Annotated in this window: 19 protein-coding genes and 1 pseudogene; 18 read left to right on the plus strand and 2 right to left on the minus strand. The window is 43.2% G+C overall.

What is annotated here, in order from left to right; all coding sequences use genetic code 11:
- Nucleotides 1–37 precede the first annotated feature (37 nt).
- The 16 genes and pseudogenes from AC1DP6_RS25900 (at nt 38) to AC1DP6_RS25975 (ending at nt 16,801) form a co-directional block, all read left to right on the plus strand.
- Nucleotides 38–1,177: a polysaccharide pyruvyl transferase family protein gene (locus AC1DP6_RS25900; RefSeq protein ID WP_477057439.1), complete on the plus strand. Its 1,140-nt coding sequence runs from the start codon at nt 38–40 to the stop codon at nt 1,175–1,177.
- Between the two features lie 17 nt (nt 1,178–1,194).
- The gene (locus AC1DP6_RS25905; RefSeq protein ID WP_477057440.1) at nt 1,195–2,340 is read left to right on the plus strand and encodes a glycosyltransferase family 4 protein; all 1,146 of its coding nucleotides are present in this window, start codon (nt 1,195–1,197) and stop codon (nt 2,338–2,340) included.
- A complete protein-coding gene (locus AC1DP6_RS25910; RefSeq protein ID WP_477057441.1) occupies nt 2,337–3,662 on the plus strand; it encodes an O-antigen ligase family protein in 1,326 nt (441 codons plus the stop codon). The genes AC1DP6_RS25905 and AC1DP6_RS25910 overlap by 4 nt, the downstream gene beginning before the upstream one ends.
- A gap of 32 nt (nt 3,663–3,694) precedes the next feature.
- Nucleotides 3,695–4,606 carry a hypothetical protein gene (locus AC1DP6_RS25915; protein ID WP_477057442.1) on the plus strand — a complete coding sequence of 304 codons (912 nt, stop codon included), beginning with the start codon at nt 3,695–3,697 and terminating at the stop codon, nt 4,604–4,606.
- A gap of 30 nt (nt 4,607–4,636) precedes the next feature.
- Entirely contained in the window at nt 4,637–5,710 is a 1,074-nt protein-coding gene (locus AC1DP6_RS25920; protein ID WP_477057443.1) for a glycosyltransferase family 4 protein, read from the plus strand.
- A gap of 352 nt (nt 5,711–6,062) precedes the next feature.
- Nucleotides 6,063–6,275, plus strand: a pseudogene (locus AC1DP6_RS25925) (CatB-related O-acetyltransferase); the annotation flags it as partial.
- 105 nt (nt 6,276–6,380) lie between these two features.
- Complete coding sequence (gene wecB, locus AC1DP6_RS25930; protein WP_477057444.1) at nt 6,381–7,466, plus strand: non-hydrolyzing UDP-N-acetylglucosamine 2-epimerase; 1,086 nt, start codon at nt 6,381–6,383, stop codon at nt 7,464–7,466.
- Nucleotides 7,467–7,468: 2 nt separating this feature from the next.
- Nucleotides 7,469–8,473 (plus strand): polysaccharide biosynthesis protein, encoded by a 1,005-nt coding sequence (locus tag AC1DP6_RS25935; protein WP_477024128.1) that lies wholly within the window; start codon nt 7,469–7,471, stop codon nt 8,471–8,473.
- Nucleotides 8,473–8,907 (plus strand): cupin domain-containing protein, encoded by a 435-nt coding sequence (locus AC1DP6_RS25940; protein WP_477024127.1) that lies wholly within the window; start codon nt 8,473–8,475, stop codon nt 8,905–8,907. Before AC1DP6_RS25935 ends, AC1DP6_RS25940 begins: the two co-directional genes overlap by 1 nt.
- 1 nt (nt 8,908) lies before the next feature.
- Nucleotides 8,909–10,027, plus strand: a complete 1,119-nt coding sequence (locus tag AC1DP6_RS25945) for a polysaccharide biosynthesis C-terminal domain-containing protein (protein WP_477057445.1) — start codon at nt 8,909–8,911, stop codon at nt 10,025–10,027.
- Between the two features lie 23 nt (nt 10,028–10,050).
- Nucleotides 10,051–11,199: a non-hydrolyzing UDP-N-acetylglucosamine 2-epimerase gene (gene wecB, locus AC1DP6_RS25950; RefSeq protein ID WP_477057446.1), complete on the plus strand. Its 1,149-nt coding sequence runs from the start codon at nt 10,051–10,053 to the stop codon at nt 11,197–11,199.
- Between the two features lie 2 nt (nt 11,200–11,201).
- Nucleotides 11,202–12,425 carry a glycosyltransferase family 4 protein gene (locus AC1DP6_RS25955; protein WP_477057447.1) on the plus strand — a complete coding sequence of 408 codons (1,224 nt, stop codon included), beginning with the start codon at nt 11,202–11,204 and terminating at the stop codon, nt 12,423–12,425.
- On the plus strand, nt 12,415–13,335 hold the full coding sequence (locus tag AC1DP6_RS25960; protein WP_477057448.1) for an NAD-dependent epimerase/dehydratase family protein: 921 nt from the start codon (nt 12,415–12,417) through the stop codon (nt 13,333–13,335). The genes AC1DP6_RS25955 and AC1DP6_RS25960 overlap by 11 nt, the downstream gene beginning before the upstream one ends.
- Nucleotides 13,332–14,282, plus strand: coding sequence for an MraY family glycosyltransferase (locus AC1DP6_RS25965; RefSeq protein ID WP_477057449.1), 951 nt, complete (start codon nt 13,332–13,334; stop codon nt 14,280–14,282). Before AC1DP6_RS25960 ends, AC1DP6_RS25965 begins: the two co-directional genes overlap by 4 nt.
- Complete coding sequence (locus AC1DP6_RS25970) at nt 14,282–14,830, plus strand: PglD-related sugar-binding protein (RefSeq protein WP_477057450.1); 549 nt, start codon at nt 14,282–14,284, stop codon at nt 14,828–14,830. The genes AC1DP6_RS25965 and AC1DP6_RS25970 overlap by 1 nt, the downstream gene beginning before the upstream one ends.
- A 357-nt stretch (nt 14,831–15,187) precedes the next feature.
- Nucleotides 15,188–16,801, plus strand: a complete 1,614-nt coding sequence (locus AC1DP6_RS25975; RefSeq protein ID WP_477057451.1) for a T9SS type B sorting domain-containing protein — start codon at nt 15,188–15,190, stop codon at nt 16,799–16,801.
- A gap of 1 nt (nt 16,802) precedes the next feature.
- On the opposite strand, the gene AC1DP6_RS25980 is transcribed toward AC1DP6_RS25975, so the two are convergent.
- On the minus strand, nt 16,803–17,543 hold the full coding sequence (locus AC1DP6_RS25980; RefSeq protein ID WP_477057452.1) for a tyrosine-protein phosphatase: 741 nt from the start codon (nt 17,541–17,543) through the stop codon (nt 16,803–16,805).
- A gap of 41 nt (nt 17,544–17,584) precedes the next feature.
- Nucleotides 17,585–18,058 (minus strand): GAF domain-containing protein, encoded by a 474-nt coding sequence (locus AC1DP6_RS25985; protein WP_441576237.1) that lies wholly within the window; start codon nt 18,056–18,058, stop codon nt 17,585–17,587.
- Between the two features lie 176 nt (nt 18,059–18,234).
- Between AC1DP6_RS25985 and idi the strand changes: the two genes are divergently transcribed.
- Together idi and AC1DP6_RS25995 are read left to right on the plus strand one after the other, a co-directional pair.
- Complete coding sequence (gene idi / locus AC1DP6_RS25990) at nt 18,235–18,774, plus strand: isopentenyl-diphosphate Delta-isomerase (RefSeq protein ID WP_477057453.1); 540 nt, start codon at nt 18,235–18,237, stop codon at nt 18,772–18,774.
- A 196-nt stretch (nt 18,775–18,970) separates the two neighbouring features.
- Entirely contained in the window at nt 18,971–19,945 is a 975-nt protein-coding gene (locus AC1DP6_RS25995; protein ID WP_477057454.1) for a terpene synthase family protein, read from the plus strand.
- Nucleotide 19,946 lies beyond the last annotated feature (1 nt).

Here is a 19,946-nt window from a genome sequence, read left to right on the forward strand (position 1 = left end):
GATAACCATATGAAAAACCATATAATAACCAGATAACATGAAAGTATTGGTAAGAGGGGGATACGGACTGAATAACTTTGGAGATGATGCATTGATGATTACAATGTATGATCACATAAAAGATATTCTGCGTGAAGATGAATTTGGCTTCTATTGCACCAAAGCAGATTACTTTAGCGAGTTACTTCCTGCAGCAAGAATTATTTCTTCCGAAGATCTTTTTAGTAAGCTGGATGTAGATATGCTCGTTTACGGAGGAGGTACCCAGTTTTTCTCTTTCCCTAACACGCAGGTCAAGTATTTACCTAAAATGACGCTGAAGAAATTGAAATATTTCTTTGACTATAAAACCCTCAAATCCGTTGTTCTACCACGTTTAAGAGGGTTTAAGAAAGTAAGCGGCATCAAAGCCGCCAAAACAGTGGCTATCGGTATTGGGGTAGGTCCGTTTGTAAAAGATTCTGTAGAAGAAAGGGTAGCGATGCAAACTTTCCGTCAGCTGGATCAGGCACTGGTTCGCGATGTGGTGAGTTATGATATGTGTAAATCGTGGGAATCCAAAGGTTTGTTCCTGGGTAGCGACTTGTGTTTTAATTCCTCTTTTGTCAATAACTATTTTACAAAAACAAAACCAGCTGCAGACCCGCGTGTGATTGGTATCATCGTGCGCGACTGGAAACATACCGATGAAGGGCATGCCTATTACGGTAAGTTACTGGAAGCCACCCGCATCTGGCAGCAAAAGGGATACGAAGTAAAATATATTCTTTTTTCAGAAGAACGCGATCCTGAATGGCTGGATATTATTAAGCGGGAAAATATCGAAGCCATGATATGGGATGCCAGAAGATATACCTTCAAAGCATTCATCCAGGAACTGGCAGGTATTGATATGTTCGTTACTGCGAGGTTCCATGGAGCCATTTTTGCGGCGCTGCTCAACAAGCCTGCAGTGTGCATTGAAGTGGAGCAGAAACTGAAAATCGTCAGTGATAATTTTAAATCGTTCGACTGCTGGAAATACCCGTTTGATGTTAACCAGCTGGTAAATTATGTGGAACAGATCCGCGCTGACTATGCAAACAGGATCAGTCTTTTCCAAACAGATCTTGACAGAGAGATCGCCCGGGGAGATAAGATGTTTTCTTTATTCAGACAAGCCATTCAGGAACTGTAGAACGTAAATTTTAGATTATGAGTAAGTTTAAAGTACATATATTTTACCCCCGTGTGTATGATTTTGACGGAGGACATGTAACAGTAGGAGGCGTTCAAACCTATTTGCTGTCGCTGGCTGCCGTGCTGGCAGGCGAGGGACTCGATGTATCCATTATACAGTTTGGAAATAAAGATTTTAACAGGAAAATTGATAACGACGTTAACCTGGTAGGTTATAACCTGTCGAAACGCCAGATGAAGCTGTTGTTTGATCGCCATGTATCACAGATTGATCCGCTGAATGACCTGGTGATATGGGGAGCTGATACCCTGTCTGTAAAAATTGCGCCTTATAAAACCATCAGTATCCAACATGGCATATATTTCGACTCACTGGAATTGAATACAGGCATGCGTAAGCTGATGGCGCAAATGCAACTGAATGTGGTGACCAAATTAATGCAGTCTTTCAAAGCCTACAGTTACTTTACCAAATCAGAGTATAAAGTTTGTGTGGATTACAATTATTTATCCTGGTACCGCACGTTTTCTGCGAGGGAAGGAGAAGAGAAGATTTTTGTGATTCCTAATTTTGCGAGTGTGAGCCAAACACCTAATATCAATTTTGGCGGAGCCGGTGGGGAAACCATTAAGATACTCATCGCCAGGCGTTTTACCAAGATCAGAGGTATCGCGGTGATGGCGGATATTGTGGAGAACCTGAATAAGAGATACTCAAATCTGAGCTTCACATTTGCAGGAGAAGGAGAACTGGAACCACTATTGGCCGAACGGTTTAAAAACTGCTCCAATGTGCATATTACCAAATACGACTTTAATGACTCCCTGAGGTTTCATGGCAATTTCCATATTGCGGTGGTGCCAACATTAGCGTCAGAAGGTACTTCTTTTTCGCTGCTGGAAGCAATGGGTGCAGGATGCGCGGTGGTAGCCTGCAATATAGGCGGGATCAATAATATTTTATTGAACAACTACAACGGCATGCTGACAATGCCGTTTGCCGAAAATATTATGGGGGCTATAGAGTATCTCGTCAATAACCCCGAAGAAAGAAAAAGGGTGGCCAAAAATGCCATTGACACCATAAAATACAGTTTTAACGCAGAAAGATGGGCTGACTCCTGGTTGGAAGTGGTACGAAAAGTGAATAAGCAAGCATGATACAGTTGGAATATAAAGATATAGCCGTGAATCATATGGCGCTGGATGCAGCATATAACCGCCATAGCAAAATCGCCAATTTTTTTGGGAGTGCTATCGTGCTGTTTCTGGCGTTGGGATATCCTATTCAGTGTGCTGTTCCATTGTTCCTGAAAGTGAATTCAACGCCTGTTAACGCCGCTTTTCGTGTGTTGATAGCGCTGGCGTCGCTGGTAGTGATTGCACGTGTACCGTTTTCAATGAAGAAAGTATCGAAAGGTACTTTCCTTTTATTGTTGTTATGGTTCATTTATTCCTGCCGCCTTTTTGTAGATGTAAGCCTGCGTGGAATAGAGTTTGGTAATGGCAGGTACAGTACTTTCTTTATGTATTCCATGGCATTTGCCAACTGTTTTCTGCCGGTGATTGCGGTGGCAGCGGCAGCGCCATATATCAACATAAAGCAGTTCCTGAAATGGGCATTTATCTTCACGTTTGTCAGCAATATTATCATCTTTGTATCCTTCTTCACAAGTAATGGTATTACCATGGCGCTGATGTCTACCAGAGGTGCTGTGGGCGATGATCCCAGCGAAGCCATGATCAACCCGATTACGATCAGCTTCTATGGCATGTTGCTGGCTGTTTTAGCGCTGAGCAAACTGCTTTTTGATGCACCGAAAACCATAAAAGGTGGCATAGCAGTTTTTATATGTGTGATCATTGGAGTGGCCAACGTATTGCTGGGCGCATCCAGAGGCCCCTTCCTTTCCCTCCTATTATCGGTATGTATACTCTTCTATTTTAAGTTAAGAATGTCCCGTAATACGGTGAGCATCGTCTTAAAATCAGCCCTGGTTATTTTTATGCTGTTGGGTGGCCTGATGATGAGTGGTATAGGATCGAAAATATTTTCGGATGATGTATTCCTCTTTTATCGGTTAACTCACTTTTTTGATAACGTAGCCAATGGCGAGAAGGAAGACCGGGACTATGAATATGCCAGTGCCTGGGACCAGTTTAGTAATCACCCTTTTATCGGAGATAAATATGTGACGGATCATAGCCATATCTACCCGCATAACGTATTCCTTGAATTACTGATGTCGCTGGGAGCTGTTGGTGGCATCCTGTTTTTGCTGATCCTCTTTGAGGTGCTCATTAAAGCAGGTTATGCCAGCCGGTACCGGCTACACCGTCATATTGCCTTGCTATTGATATTGCTTGGCTATTTATTGTTGTCAATGACTTCCGGGGGGATCTTTATTACTCCCGGATTATGGATACTGCTTGCATTGTTTTTTGAAATAAAGAACAAGCCTTTCGATGAATCTTTAAACTGATTATGATGATGTATTGGATAAAAACATATAAAGTGTTTACAGGTATACTGCTGCTGGGCATTGCAGGTATACTGCCTGCTGCATCGGCGCAAACAGCAAAACCTGCCAGCAGCAATCCCCGGTTATACATTGCCATCAGCGGGCTGGGCGACAAAGCGAATACCTATATACAGGGGCAGCAGAATATTGCTACGGCAAAGATGATTGGTCAGAGCAGCATTGTAGCGAAGAATAGCCTGAACGTAGACAGCAATTTACTCGTTACCAGCATCCGGAAAATATACCCGGATAAAAGTGCAGCTGGCGTATGCATATTGGACTGGGAAGGAGAGGCCCTGGAAATACTGACCAACAACCATTCCGGTAATCAGGATTATCAGAAGATCGCCACGCAGTTTAGAAGAGCCATCATGATTGCAAAACAGGAACGGCCGAATGTGCAATGGGGTATTTACGGACTGCCATTCAGAACAGTTACTGCTAATGAAAAGTGGCAGAACCAGTGTTATCAGCTGAGAGACCTGTTAAAGTATGTAGATGTTATTTGTCCGTCGCTTTACATGATTTATTCAGAAAGAGTGGTGAGCAGAAGTTATAACGAAAAATACATAGAGAATAACCTGCGGATAGCGCTGGAACTGGGCAAGGAACTGAATAAGCCTGTGCTTCCTTTTGTGTGGCCTCGTTGGCAGGGTAAGGGTGCGTCATTTATGACACTGGTACCGATGGATGCATTTTCTGCCTATGTTAAAAAGATCATGGGTGCAGAAGTGAATGGCAACCGGCCTGCAGGCGTAGTTTTCTGGGATGGGGAAGTTTATTACTATAAGCAGAAACAACCACAGATGCTAAAGGAAGCTCCCAACCTGGAGAGCTTTGTTCAGCGTCACGATAGCCAGGTGATAATATACAGTGATCAGATCCTGAAAGCATTAAAAAGATAACCCTTAATTTTTTGTATTAAAAAGAATGTAATGAAACTACTGATTGTTTATAACAAAGTATGGCCATATCGGGAAAAAATATTTGAGCTTATTAATGAGAAGTACGACTTAACCGTGGCTTATACGGATCCCAAGTTTTTAGATAAAAAATATCCATATAAAACGGTATTCACACCTGGTAAACAGGTAGGGCCTTTTTTTATTCATAAAGAATCGCTGCACAAGTTATGCGCACAGTTCGATGCAGTGATAGGACTCTATGAACTGCGTTGGTTGCGGCTCATGGCGCTGATGTTGAATCCCTGGAGAAAGTATAGCATGTCTTTCTGGGGAATAGGTGTATCTGCCTCTTACAGCAATAAATTTGATGATAAAAAGCAATGGGACTTTGTAAGGAATTTCTTTGGTAAAAAAGCTGAGTCCCTCATCTTCTATAGTGATTATCCTAAAACCAAATTTGTACAGGCAGGTTTTAGTGCGGATAAAATTTTTGTTGCCAACAATACTACCTACGTAAGTCCGGTGAACGGCCTGGTAGCGGAAAGAAATACTTTTCTTTTTGTAGGCACCCTGTATAAGGAAAAAGGTATTGATATTCTTTTGCAGGCGTACAGCAAAATTAAAACCAGCCGCGAAGCCCTGCCCGTCTTAAATATTATTGGCGAGGGGCCTGAACGCGCTTCCATTGAAAAATGGGTAAAAGAAGAAGGACTGGAAGATAAAGTTTTCCTGCATGGCGCTATCTACGACAGCGAAATTCTTAAAACATTCTACACACGGGCACTGGCCTGTATTTCGCCTAATCAGGCAGGTTTGTCTGTACTGACCAGCATGGGATACGCCACCATTTTTGTAACAGAGAAAAATGCGATCACCGGTGGAGAAGTATTAAATATCACCAACGGGAAAAACGGAATTATCTATGAAGGTGGGGTAGAAGCACTCCAGCAGCAAATGCAATGGATCATAGAAAATAAAGAGGAAGTAATCCGGATGGGGAAAAATGCACAGGAACACTATCGCAATAACAGAACACCGGAACAAATGGCTGGTTCTATCATGGGCGCAGTGGAATATGCTTTAAAAAGGAGGAAGCATGCTTGATCTGATCCTTCATCATTTCAGCGTAAAGCATTTCAAAGACTGGTGGAAAAATCGTCACCTGTCATTCTTTGTCTTTTATGATAAAGCAACGGTGATTTCTGAAAAATGTCGCATTCAAAGATCTGTAGTGATAAGACAAAGTGCCATCGATAAGTATTCTTACATAGGACATGGCACCAATATTAACAGTGCAACGATCGGYAAATACTGTTCGTTTTCAAAGAATATCATTATTGGTATTGGTACGCATCCAACAGATTTTATTTCTACGTCGCCCTTATTTTTTTCTGTAAATAATGGTACCGGGTATTCATGGATTACGGAAGATAAGTTTGATGACCGTCCTGCTCCTGTTACGATTGGAAATGATGTTTGGATAGGGTTAAACTCTTCCGTAATGGGTGGCGTAAAGATTGGCAACGGCGCTATTATAGCCGCCCACTCTGTGGTGACAAAAGATGTTCCTCCATACGCTATTGTAGGTGGGGTGCCTGCGAAGATTATTAAGTATAGATTTTCGGAAGAAATAATTCAGCAGCTGGAAGCCCTCCAATGGTGGGATATGCCGGAAGAAGCTCTCAAGAAGTATATCGGGCGTTTTCAGTCGGCATTGCAGCCGGAACAAATAGAAGATATCATACAGGATTTTAAACAATATAAAAGCTAAGTTATGTTGATAGATATTATAGCCGGAGCCAGACCCAATTTCATGAAAATAGCTCCGATTATTGAAGCTATAAAACAAAGAAAGGAAGAGGGGATTCGTTACAGGCTCATTCACACAGGTCAGCACTACGACAAAAAGATGAGTGCTGATTTTTTTGAGCAGCTGGGTATTCCGGAACCTGATATCAACCTGGAAGCAGGTGGTGGTACGCAGGCGGAGCAAACAGCGGCCATTATGGTACGATACGAAAAGATCTTAATGGATACCAGGCCGGACCTGGTGCTGGTAGTGGGAGATGTTACGTCTTCTATTGCTTGTGCCATGGCCGCCAAAAAATTAAACAATATTAAAGTAGCGCACGTGGAAGCGGGTATCCGTAGCGGAGACTGGACTATGCCGGAAGAAATCAACCGGTTGCTCACGGATGCTATCACAGACTATTTTTTTACGACCACAGAAACCGCCAACGAAAACCTGCGGAAATCAGGCGTAACAGAAGAGCGCCTGTTCCTGGTGGGAAACACCATGATTGATACCTTGTTGAAACACCAGCCACATTTCAAACAACCTGATATCTGGAACGAACTGGGACTGCAAAAAGGAGGATACATCGTGATGACCCTGCATCGACCCGGCAATGTGGACCAGGAACAAAACCTTAAACTACTGATGGATGGCATTATCAGCTCATCAAAAGGGCTTCCCCTGGTATTTCCGGTACATCCACGTACAGCAAAAATGCTCGCCAATATTGGCATCCAAGCACCTAACCTCCATATGGTGGAACCATTAGGATACCTGGAGTTTAACTACCTCGTTCAATATGCCCGGGCAGTAATCACTGATTCCGGTGGTATTACGGAAGAAACTACCGTCATGCATATCCCATGTATGACGCTGCGGGCTAATACCGAAAGACCGGAAACCTGCGACATCGGTACAAATGAACTGCTGGGGATTAGTCCTGCTGCCATTCCTCCGGCTTTTGAAAAGCTCTTTTCCGGTAACTGGAAAAAGGGTGGCATCCCGCCATTATGGGATGGAAAAACTGCAGAAAGAATCGTTGACGTTTTATTAAAATTGAATTAATCATGTTTGAAGGAAAATCTTTATTGATAACCGGCGGTACCGGATCATTTGGTAACGCAGTACTGAATCGTTTTTTACATACAGATATCAGGGAAATACGCATATTCAGCCGCGATGAGAAGAAACAGGATGATATGCGCAACCTGCTCCGCAGTGAAAAGGTAAAGTTCTATATGGGAGATGTGCGTGATTTCAGAAGCATTGATGGTGCTATGGAAGGCGTGGATTATGTATTTCATGCTGCTGCATTGAAACAGGTGCCTTCCTGTGAATTTTATCCTATGGAAGCCGTAAGAACCAATGTGCTGGGTACAGAAAATGTACTGGAAGCTGCTATAAAAAATAAAGTAAGCAAGATCATCTGCTTAGGTACAGATAAGGCCGTATATCCCATCAATGCTATGGGTATTTCCAAAGCCATGATGGAAAAAGTGGCTATTTCCAAAGCCCGCTTACGTACCAATCCGCTGATCACCTGTACCCGCTATGGTAACGTAATGGCCAGCAGGGGGTCGGTGATTCCCTTGTTTATTTCCCAGATCAAGGCAGGTAAACCACTCACCATTACAGATCCTGAAATGACACGCTTTATGATGTCGTTGGATAACGCGGTGGAACTGGTGTTGTTTGCCTATGAAAATGCCAATCCGGGTGATATCTTTGTACAGAAATCACCAGCTGCTACTATCAGGCAGGTAGCGGAAGCACTCTGCGAAATTTTCAAAGCGAAAAATGAAATAAAAGTAATCGGTACCCGTCATGGGGAAAAACTCTACGAAACATTACTGACACGGGAAGAGTTTGGAAAAGCAGAAGACCTGGGTGATTATTACCGTATTGCCGCCGATGACCGTGATCTGAACTACGCCAAGTATTTTTCTGAAGGCGATAGCAAGATTGCAGAAGCACAGGATTACCACTCCCATAATACATACAGATTAAGCGACGAAGAACTGAAAGCATTATTACTCAAACTGGACTATGTTCAGCAGGAACTGAAGAACTAATGGCATCAGTAGAACTAATAAAAGGCGGTTCTTTTGCCGATGCAAGGGGAACACTGGGATTTGTAAATGAGTTTACCTTCCCGGATGTAAAACGTTTCTACCAGATTGTACATCCGGATATAAGTGTTGTACGCGCATGGCAGGGGCACAAAGTGGAACAAAAATATTTTTATGTTCCTAAAGGGAAATTTGCACTGGCGTGGGTGAAAATTGATGACTGGAGCCAGCCTTCGAAGGATCTGAAGGCAGAATACCTTATATTGAATGAGGCCGAACCTGCGGTATTAAGCATCCCTCCGGGGTATGCCAATGGTATAAAAGCACTGGAGCCAGGTTCCATCTTAATGGTATATTCAGATCTGGATGTACAACAATCGGGAGAAGACCGCTGGTCTTTTGATGCTTCACTATGGTTGGACTGGAATAAATTATAAAATGAAAAGAATAGGAATTACCGGCCAGAATGGCTTTGTAGGATCTTACCTGTTTAACAGAATAAGTTTACTGAAAGATGAGTTTACGCTCATCCCTTTCAGCAGATCTTATTTTGATTCGGAAGCACAACTAACCGAATGGGTGAAACAATGTGACGTAATTGTACACCTGGCGGCAATGAACCGTGATCCGGATCCGCAGCTGATCCATGATACCAATCTTGGGCTGGTACAGCAACTGGTAACAGCACTCTCCAAAGCGGGGAATCATCCGCACGTCATCTTTTCTTCCTCTACCCAGGAAGAAAGGGATAACCTTTATGGTAAATCCAAGAAAGGTGGACGTGAGCTGCTGGAGAAGTGGGCTGTTAGTCATCAGGCAAATTTTTCGGGATTGATCATCCCGAATGTATTTGGTCCTTTTGGGAAGCCATTTTATAATTCTGTAGTCGCTACTTTCTGCCACCAGCTTTGTCATGGTCAAACGCCTAAAATAGACCAGGATGGATTTTTAAAGCTGATCCATGTAGATGAACTGGCCACCCTGATCATTGATGCCATTCGTAACAACGATCATCAACGCGATTATGAAGTAAAGCCTACGGCAGAATTGTATGTGTCTGAGATCCTTTCAAAATTGACAGGTTTTAAGGAACTATATCTGGAGCAAGGAGTGATCCCGGCGCTTCCGGATGCATTCAGCATCCACCTGTTTAATACTTTCAGAAGTTATATCGACCATAAAACTTACTTCCCCTTTAAATTAAAGCAGCACGCGGATGACAGGGGTGTTTTTGTGGAGATGGTAAAGTTGCAGGTAGGCGGCCAGGTATCTTTTTCTACCACGCATACCGGTATCACCAGGGGGAATCATTTCCATACCCGAAAAATTGAAAGATTCCTGGTCATCAAGGGTAAGGCACTGATTCAGTTACGGAAATATAATACCGAAGAAGTATTGAATTTCGAATTGGACGGAAACGAGCCATCATACGTAGATATGCCGGTTTGGTACACGCATAATATTAAGAACATCGGAGAAGAAGAATTATATACAGTATTCTGGATTAATGAGTTTTTTGATCCGCAGGATCCTGATACTTACTTTGAAACCGTTTAAAAAGTTTTTTAACAATAATAATCATGAGTACAGCTATAAAGAAATTGAAGGTGCTGACAGTAGTGGGCACCAGACCGGAAATAATTAGATTATCAAGGGTGTTGGCTAAGTTGGATGAGTCGGAAGCAATAGAGCATGTACTGGTGCATACCGGGCAAAACTACGATTATGAGTTAAACCAGATCTTCTTTGAAGACCTGGGCTTGCGCAAACCGGATCATTTTCTGGAAGCCGCCGGCAAAACCGCTACGGAAACAATCGGTCAGATCCTTATAAAGATTGACCCGCTGCTGGAAGCGGAGCAGCCGGATGCTTTCCTGGTATTGGGAGATACCAATAGCTGTTTATGTGCTATTCCAGCCAAAAAAAGAAAGATTCCTATTTTTCATATGGAAGCAGGTAACCGGTGTTTTGATCAGCGCGTGCCGGAAGAAACCAACCGGAAAATAGTAGATCATATCAGTGATATCAACCTGACCTATTCAGATATCGCCAGAGAATATTTACTGCGCGAGGGATTACCGGCCGACAGGATCATCAAGACCGGCAGCCCTATGTATGAGGTGTTGCATCACTATATGCCAAAGATCCGTCAATCGCATATCCTGGATGAACTACAGTTGAAAGAGCAGGAATATTTTGTTGTATCTGCACATCGGGAGGAAAATATTAACTCTGACAGGAACTTTGATAACCTCGTTACTTCGCTCAACCAGATTGCCCGCATATTTGGTTTGCCGGTGATTGTGAGCGCACATCCCCGTACCCGTAAAATGATTGAGGCAAAAGGCGTGACCTTTGATCCACTGGTAAAGCTGATGAAGCCATATGGACTCAGTGACTATATCGCACTGCAAATGAAGGCGAAAGCAGTATTGTCAGATAGCGGCACTATTTCGGAAGAGTCGTCGATCCTTAACTTTCCGGCACTAAACATCCGGGAAGCGCATGAAAGACCCGAAGCAATGGAAGAAGCCTCGGTGATGATGGTAGGGCTGAACCCGGAAAGGATCTTACAGGGATTAAAACAACTGGAATATCAGGAAAGAGATACCAGGAACTTCCGGGAAGTAGCTGACTACTCCATGCCTAACGTAGCAGATAAAGTGGTAAGGATAATTATTTCCTACACCGACTATATTAAAAAAACAGTTTGGAAAAACTATGAATAATTATGGGGAATAAATTATGGGTAGTAACCGAGCTATTTTTTCCGGAAGAAACGTCCACTGCGTATATCATGACGGAAGTCAGTGCACACATTGCGCAAAACAGTGAAGTGCATGTGATATGTGGTCCATCTTCTTACCAAAAATCCAATATCGTATCCAACGATGCTTTTGCAAATGAAAGTGTGAAAATTCATCGGGTAAAAGCCCTGCCGTTGAGTAAGGATAAGCTATTGCAACGTTCCCTCAGAATGATGTTATTAAGTGTGCAGCTTTCATTTAAACTGCTGGCAAAGGCAGGCAGGGGTGATCGGGTACTGATTGTTACCAATCCTGCACCAATAGTGCTGTTGGTATCTTTGATCAGCAGGTTAAAAGGGCTGAAATGCTTTACGATTGTACACGATGTTTTCCCGGAAAATCTGGTAGCAGCCAGGTTAATGAAAACCAGCAGTATTGGCTATAAATTGTTGAAATGGATTTTTAACAAGGCGTATAGTAAAATGGCGGTACTGTTTGTGTTGGGAAGAGATATGAAAGAAATTTTTGAAAAGAAGCTAAAAGGATATAAAAGGAAGCCTGCCATATACGTAGTAGAGAATTGGGCCGATACAAAAAGCATTTTCCCGACAGGGAAAGATGAAAACAGGATTGTGCAGCAGCTGGGGATCACAGAAAAAATCATTTTTCAATTTGCCGGAAATCTGGGTCGTGTACAGGGACTGATGGAGTTATGTAACGTTATTAAACAGATCCGGAATCCATTGGTGCATTTTATGTTTATCGGAGAAGGCGCTGTGAAGGAAGAAATGAAGCAATTTGTAGCTGTTAATCATCTGCGTAACGTATCCATGCTGGATTCTTTTTCCCGTAGTCAGCAGCGCGAGTTTTTAAATGCCGGAGATGTAGGCATTGTTTCGCTGCAGGAGGGGATGGCCGGCCTTGGTGTGCCATCAAAATCTTACAATATCCTGGCAGCGGGAAAGCCGATCCTCTTTATTGGTGATGACGAAAGCGAGATTGCCAGAATGATCAATGAGAACGATGTAGGCTGGTGTTATGCGATGAAGGATACCCGCATGCTGCTTGATTTCTTTAACAGCTTGTCTCCTGAAGATGTCCTACAGCTTAAAAGTAAGGGCGAAAGGGCGAGGTCTCTGGCGGAAACAAAATATACCAGGGAGATTATCCTGGATAAATATCTAAAAATGACAACAAGTGAAAATTGATATATTGTTAACCGGTGCTTCAGGCTTTTTGGGAGGAGAAATTATTGGCACTCTCGACGGCAGGTACCACTTTATTACGCTGGGGAGGCAGTCGCCGGTTTCCGGCGGGAGGCATATCGCGGCCGATCTGGGCAGCGGTATGGTCATCAATCTGCCTGCTGTTAAATACGTTATTCATTGTGCAGGAAAAGCGCATAGCATACCGGGAAATGCGGCGGAGAAAGAAGATTTTTATAAAGTGAATTTTCAGGGAACTGTCAATTTGTGCCAGTCGCTGGAGAAGGCGGCGGCGCTTCCGGAAGCATTCGTTTTTATCAGCACAGTGGCCGTGTATGGAAAGGAGGAAGGCGTTTTGATTGCCGAAGATCATCCATTGGCCGGCGATACACCATATGCAGAAAGTAAGATCATGGCAGAGCAATACCTCGAAGAGTGGTGTGCGAAGCACCAGATAAAACTGAGTATTTTACGTTTGCCGTTAATAGCGGGTAACAATCCTCCCGGAAATCTTAAAGCGATGATCCGGGGTATCAGGAGTGGAAAGTACCTGAGCATTGGTAAGGCAAATGCAAAGAAAAGTATTGTATGGGCGAAAGATATTGCTGCTATTCTTCCTGCTGTGGCGGAAATAGGCGGAACGTATAATTTAACAGATGGGGATCATCCCAGTTTTCGGGAGCTGGAACACTGTATCGCCCGCGGTATGGGTAAAAAGGATCCGTTGCGCATCCCTTTTCCGGTGGCAAAACTACTGGCGTTGTTGGGGGATTTGCTGGGAGATAAATTTCCGGTGAACAGCAGCAAGCTTAAAAAAATTACGACAACACTGACCTTCAGCGATGTTAAAGCGAGGAATTTGCTTAACTGGAAACCATCAGTTGTTACGGAGAAAATAAGATTTATAGTATGATGTATCTGGCATTGGTAGCAGCATTTTTTTTGCTGATCAAAGTTTATTTCAAGTTGGCTGCTCATTACAATATTATTGATAAGCCCAATGAGCGCAGCTCTCATACCAGTATTACTATCAGAGGAGGGGGTATTGTTTTTGTAATGGCAGCCCTGATGGCGCTGATCCTTGATTTTCATGGATTTGGTATTCCTGCCGCAGGTGTGATTATTATTGGTGTCATTAGTTTCCTGGATGATATTTATTCTTTACCGAATAAAGTAAGGATACTGTTTCATATAACAGCAGTGTCGCTGATGTTTTTCTATTTGGCGGTATTCGGGAATTTTCCTGTTTATACTATCATCGCTTTGTACATACTGGTCATAGGTATCATTAATGCCTACAATTTTATGGATGGTATTAACGGCATCACTGGTTTATACAGCCTGGTGACCCTGGGAGCGCTGCAGTTTGTAAACATACAGCATATTCATTTCATCAATGAAGATATGATCTGGCTGCCTATGCTGGCATGTGCTGTTTTCCTGTTTTTTAATTTCAGGAAGAAAGCGGCTTGTTTTGCAGGAGATGTGGGTAGTGTAACGATTGCCTTCTGGATTATTACGTTGCTGTTGAAACTCATTTTATTTACAGGCGAATGGAAATACCTGCTTTTACTGTCGGTTTATGGGGTAGATACGGTCCTGACCATTATCCATCGCTTAACACTCAAACAGAATATTTTTAAAGCACACCGGTTACATTTTTACCAGCTACTGGCCAATGAAAGAAAGATGCCGCACTTACTGGTGGCTTCATTGTATGCAGTGGTGCAGGCGGTGATCGATGTATTCATCATCAGTAGTCAAAATAATTTGCTGATGAATATAGCGATTGTTGGTGTACCGCTGGTGCTGATATATGTAATTTTAAAACCGGGATTAAAACCTAAACTAGCTGCATAATGTCCACATCATTTCTTATTTACGGTGCGGGAGGTCATGCTAACGTGCTGGCAGATCTTGGAATGCTTACCGGCGCTGAGGTGCCTGTAATGTTCTCGGATGATGCTGCACATCATGGTAGCCGCAACAATACGATTATCCGCTCCTACGATCCGTTGCTTTTTCCTGAATTACCATTGATATTGGGTATTGGGAATAACAATGTCAGGGAAATATTGGCAGAAAAAGTAGCCCATTCATTTACCGGGTTATTGCACAGTACTTCTTATGTGGCGACGAACGCTGCTATAGGAGAAGGGAGCGTGGTGCTTGCCAATGCTGTAGTACAGGCAAACAGCCGGATCGGGAATCACGTGATTATTAATGCCGGTGCTGTGATTGATCATGACGCTGTTATTGGTGACTTCGTACACGTGTCTGCCAATGCATATATAGGCGGTGGTGCTGTTATTGAAAAAGGGGCTGTAATAGGGCCCGGAGCCATTATAGCAAGGCATGCTGTTGTAAAGCAGGGAGTTGTTGTACCACCCCTTACAGTAGTGGCCTGAATATAGTGCAGCATTTTATCAACCAACATCTTTTTTGATATTTTACGAATTGAAATCTTCGTTACTTTTACAATGCAGGATAATATTTTAATACTACCTGCCGTTATAGTCGCAATAAGCGGAAACCTTATATTTCTTATAGATTATCTGATAACCATATCTGTTCATTTTTCTTTATCGTCCTATTTAGTGAGGAAAACTATTTATTAAATAATTGTTTTATTCATAGAAAACATATAAAATAATTTTACATTTGTGAGGATGTTATTCTTGAACAAGCAGGCTATGTAAAACGTTGTATGTTCAGAATGTTCGTTACGAGGCTATGCCTTCGCTATTTGAAATGTGAATATTTTTATGAAAACCATATCTTCTGCATCTTATTCTGTGCTGAAAACCCGCGCGCCAACTTTTTTAACCCACCTGTGGTGGTTGAAAAAATGGAGTAGTATACTTCTGCTTGTCTTTCTTCTTTCGTTACAATATGTATCCGCACAGGACATTCAGATTAAAAATCCTTCACTGGAAGGTGTGCGTGGACAAACAAAAGCACCGCCCTACTGGATTGTCGCCTTTAATACACCCGACATACAACCCGGCGTTTTGGGGATTACTTTACCAGCTTCACTCGGAGCTACCTACGTTGGTTTGCACAGTGGGAAAGACGAACCAGAGGGAATTTCTCAGGAGGTCAATTTAAAAGGAGGGCGCACCTATACGTTTTCCTTTGATCTGGCGTACGCCCCTTTGTATATTTTCAGAGCATGTTATGGTGATTTGGCTATTTATGGAAGTGATACGCCCACAACACCCACGGAACTGTTATGGAGATCCGGACAGTTTTATCATACGGATTGGCAGCGGCATACTGCTCAGTTCACAACTACCCGGAGCTTTAAATATATTATTCTTGCGGCGTATGTTTCAGCGGAATGTGATAAAAGTAAATACGGCTCCGCCTTATTGATGGATAATTTATCTGCCACCATGCGGGAGGTACCTCAGATTACTTTCAACGTGGAACATACCTGCATAGGTGCAGCCAATGGCCGCCTTTCGGCGAATGTATCAGGCGTTACACCGCCCTATACTTATTTATGGAAGCCAGGAGGGCAAACTACCAGCAGTATTGCTAATCTGGATGTAGGAACCTATGAGGTAACCGTTACTGCTGCTAATGGAACACAAGCCACCGCCAGTACTGCTATACGTAATACGGATTTGAAAAGTGAAGTCACTACCATATCCTCTGATTGTAGTGGAGAGAATAAGAATCAGATATTGATAAATACTACAGGAGGAATACCGCCTTATCAATATTATCTGAATAAAAGTGATCATGCCAGTTACACGCCAGTGTTTAAGGAGCTAAGACCAGGAAGTTACCAGGTAAGAGTGAAAGATGAACATGGCTGTGCTAATAGTGTAGAAAATATAAAGCTGCAGGAACCATTGCCGCTGGAAATTACAGACGTAAAAACAACCGGTACCAGCTGTACCAGTACGATTGATGGAAAGATTGCATTGAATGTAACAGGAGGGACAGCGCCCTATGCTTACCGCCTGGAAACAAATGAGTGGCAAACGGATAATATTTTGAGTAAGCTGGATGCAGGCACTTACTATTACCAGGTAAAAGATAAAAATAATTGCCAGGTACATGGAAGCGCAGAAATAATCAAAAATATAAGAGAGTGTGCTGTGTTTGTTCCTACTGCATTTTCACCAAACGGTGATGGGCAGAATGATTTGTTTCGTGTAAAATTACATGACGATGTCCATGATTTTCATCTGGACGTTTATAGCCGCTGGGGACAACTGGTATTTAGTACTACCAGCCCTGAAGGCGGCTGGAATGGCGAATTAAAGGGACAACAACAGTCAGCTGCCACCTATGTATGGGTACTTACCTATACAGATAGTAAACAGCAGGCACTTAAGCAAACAGGAGTAGTTACGCTGGTCCGGTAAATTAAAGGGTGTTATTTCTGAAGGAATAAGTTTCCAGTATTCTTCTCAGCTTTGTATTCCGGGCAATATCAGTAATGGACTTCAGGTGTTTTTCATGATGAAGATCCGTACCTATCAGATCTATGAGTCCGGCCGTCATCAGTTTTTCTGCCGCCTGCTGCACATGTTTACCATAGTAACCTACAAGAGACAGCAGGTTCACCTGCAACAGACACCCCTGTTGTTTCAGTTGCTGATATTGTTCTATATCCTTGTGATAATAGGAATAACGTTCAGGATGCGCCATTACCGGCTGATAGCCTGCCGCCTGCAGATCGAACAGCCACTGACCCAGCTGCATCGGCGCCGACATAAAAGAGATTTCTACCAGCACCAGGTTACCGGAAAGCGTTAATAATGGCTTTTGAAGTAAGGGGATGAATTGTTCATCCAGGTAATATTCAGCCGCATAGTTAAAATCTATCCGGATATCTTTTTGTTTAAGTGCTGTTATTACTTCCTGATAAGGTCCCGCCATTGTATCTGTTGAATTGGGATAGCGATCCATCATGATATGCGGAGTAGTAATAATTTTTTTGATACCCAGCTGTTGCAGCTGATCTATAAAGTGTATCGATGTGGCAGCATCAGGCACTCCATCATCAATGCCGGGCAGGAGATGGGAATGAATATCTGTGGCCATAAACGCCAGCAAGTCTGCCGGCAATATTGTTTCGATATTTTTTTTACGGAAAAAAAGCATAATGGTTTTTCAATAAGTCAATGTCACAAAATTTCGCTGTGTTATAACACAATCAGTGCCACAATTTCTTCCAGGAATTGCTGATCGGTGGTGTCAAAGTGGGACAGGTGCTCGCTGTCTACGTCCAGTATTGCTTTTACTTCGTTGTTGCGGATCAGTGGCACCACTATTTCTGACCGGGAAAGACTGCTGCAGGCAATATGTCCGGGAAATGCTTCCACATCAGGTACAATCAATGTTGCAGCCTGTGCCCAGCTGCTGCCACATACACCTCTGTTCTTACGAATACGGGTACACGCTACCGGTCCCTGAAAAGGTCCCAGCACCAGTTCATCTTCCTTCACCAGGTAAAATCCTACCCAAAACCATCCAAACTGCTCTTTCAGCGCAGCGGCTACGTTGGCCAGGTTTGCCACGAGGTCTGTTTCTCCTTCCAGCAGCCCCTTTATTTGCGGGATCAGTGAAGTATATTGTTCTGCTTTATCGCCCCTGATGATATGTAAGTCTTCTGCCATAATCGATGTTGTTATACTGCAAAAGTCCGGAAATTTCTATATATTTAGCGTAGTAACCGTTAAAGTAATTGTCGTTAACCATTCAACCAATATATATCTGTAAAGGGAGTTGTTTTTTTGTAGTTTATCCTATTTTCCGTCTGCCAAAAGTTTAATTAAAATATATTTGTGATACTATGAAATCACCGGACATAATTTTAGTGAACGAGCAAGATGAAGTTATTGGTACAATGGAGAAGATGGAAGCACATCGTAAAGGATTGCTGCACCGTGCATTTTCCGTATTTATTATCAATGATGCCGGAGAGATATTATTACAACGCCGTGCGCTGGAAAAATATCATTCAGCAGGATTGTGGACCAATGCCTGCTGTAGTCATCCGTTTCCGGGGGAAGCTACAGATGCAGCCGCACATCGCCGGTTGCAGGAAGAAATGGGCTTCGATTGCAACATGAAGGAAATTTTTACGTTTACCTATAGAGCGGAATTTGATAATGGTTTAACCGAACATGAATTTGACCATGTGTTGCTGGGTACCTATAGTGGCAACATATATCCTAATCCAACTGAAGTATGTGATTACCAATATTTGTCTTCCGGTCAGATTATGGAATTAATGGAAAAAGAGCCAGCCTCATTTACTATCTGGTTTCATCGTGCATTACCACTGGTATTGCAGTATATGAATATCCCGATCAATGCTGCCGGTGTATAATTTTTAGTTTTTGTTTAGCTATGCCAATTTGCTGTTAACCGGAGCGGTTTAATGAAGTGAAATTTACAGCACCTATCTGCTTACTGCCTTGATACGGCAGTCATTTTTATGCCCTTTAGCCTCCTTACCGGGACAAGCCCGGTAACGCCTATGCTATTTACTACCCTCAATAATTAACTATTAAATCGACTGACACATGACAACTCTCCAAATGCCTGACATCAGGTATCCATTCCCTTCTGGAATTAATCAACATGTCAACGAAGCCCAGGACCACGTTGCCTCCTGGGTGAAATTTTATGGTCTGCTTACCACAGAAAAAGCCTGGCACCGCTTTCATAAGGCCCGCTTTGCATGGTTGGCGGCCCGGGCTTTCCCCGATGCAGCCCTGCATGAACTTTGCATTGTGGCTGATTTTAATACCTGGTTGTTTATTTTAGACGACCAGTGTGATGAGGCCACTGCCGGCCGTAAGGCAGACTACCTGAAAAGCATGATGGCCGGATTCATGGACATCCTGCAGCATAACCGGCAGATAACACCAGAGAACGGCGGCCCGCTGCCTGCTGCGTTGAGTAGTATCTGGGATCGCATGCGTGCTATCGGAAGCCCCGCCTGGCGCCTCCGCTTTATACGCAGTATGGATGATTATTTTACTTCCTGTATCTGGGAAGCAGAGAACCGGGAAGCGGGCATCGTTCCTTCGCTGGCAGATTATGTACACATGCGCCCCTTCACCGGCGCCCTCCTGGCAGATATCGAAGCCATTGAAATCATTGAAAAAATTTATCTCCCCCGCACGGTGATAGAACAGCCATTGATGCAACGCATGATACAGGCCTGCAATAACATTGTATGCTGGTCAAACGATTTGTTTTCCTGTGCCAAAGAATCCCGGCAGGGCGATGTACACAACCTGGTGCTGGTGCTGCAGCACCACGGACAAATTAGTCTGCAGGATGCGGTGAACCAGGCGGCCCGGATGCACAACGAAGAAGTAGCCATTTTTGCTACCCTCGAAAAATTATTACCGCTGAAAGGAGATGAAAGAGATTATGAGCTGCTCCGTTATGTATCTGTACTACGTTCCTGGATTACCGGTAATTATGACTGGAGTGTCAGTGATACCGGCAGGTATGGTATGGAAGTGAAAGAAGTGGTGGCAGCGTAGG

Source organism: Chitinophaga sp. 01L420, from assembly GCF_056399985.1.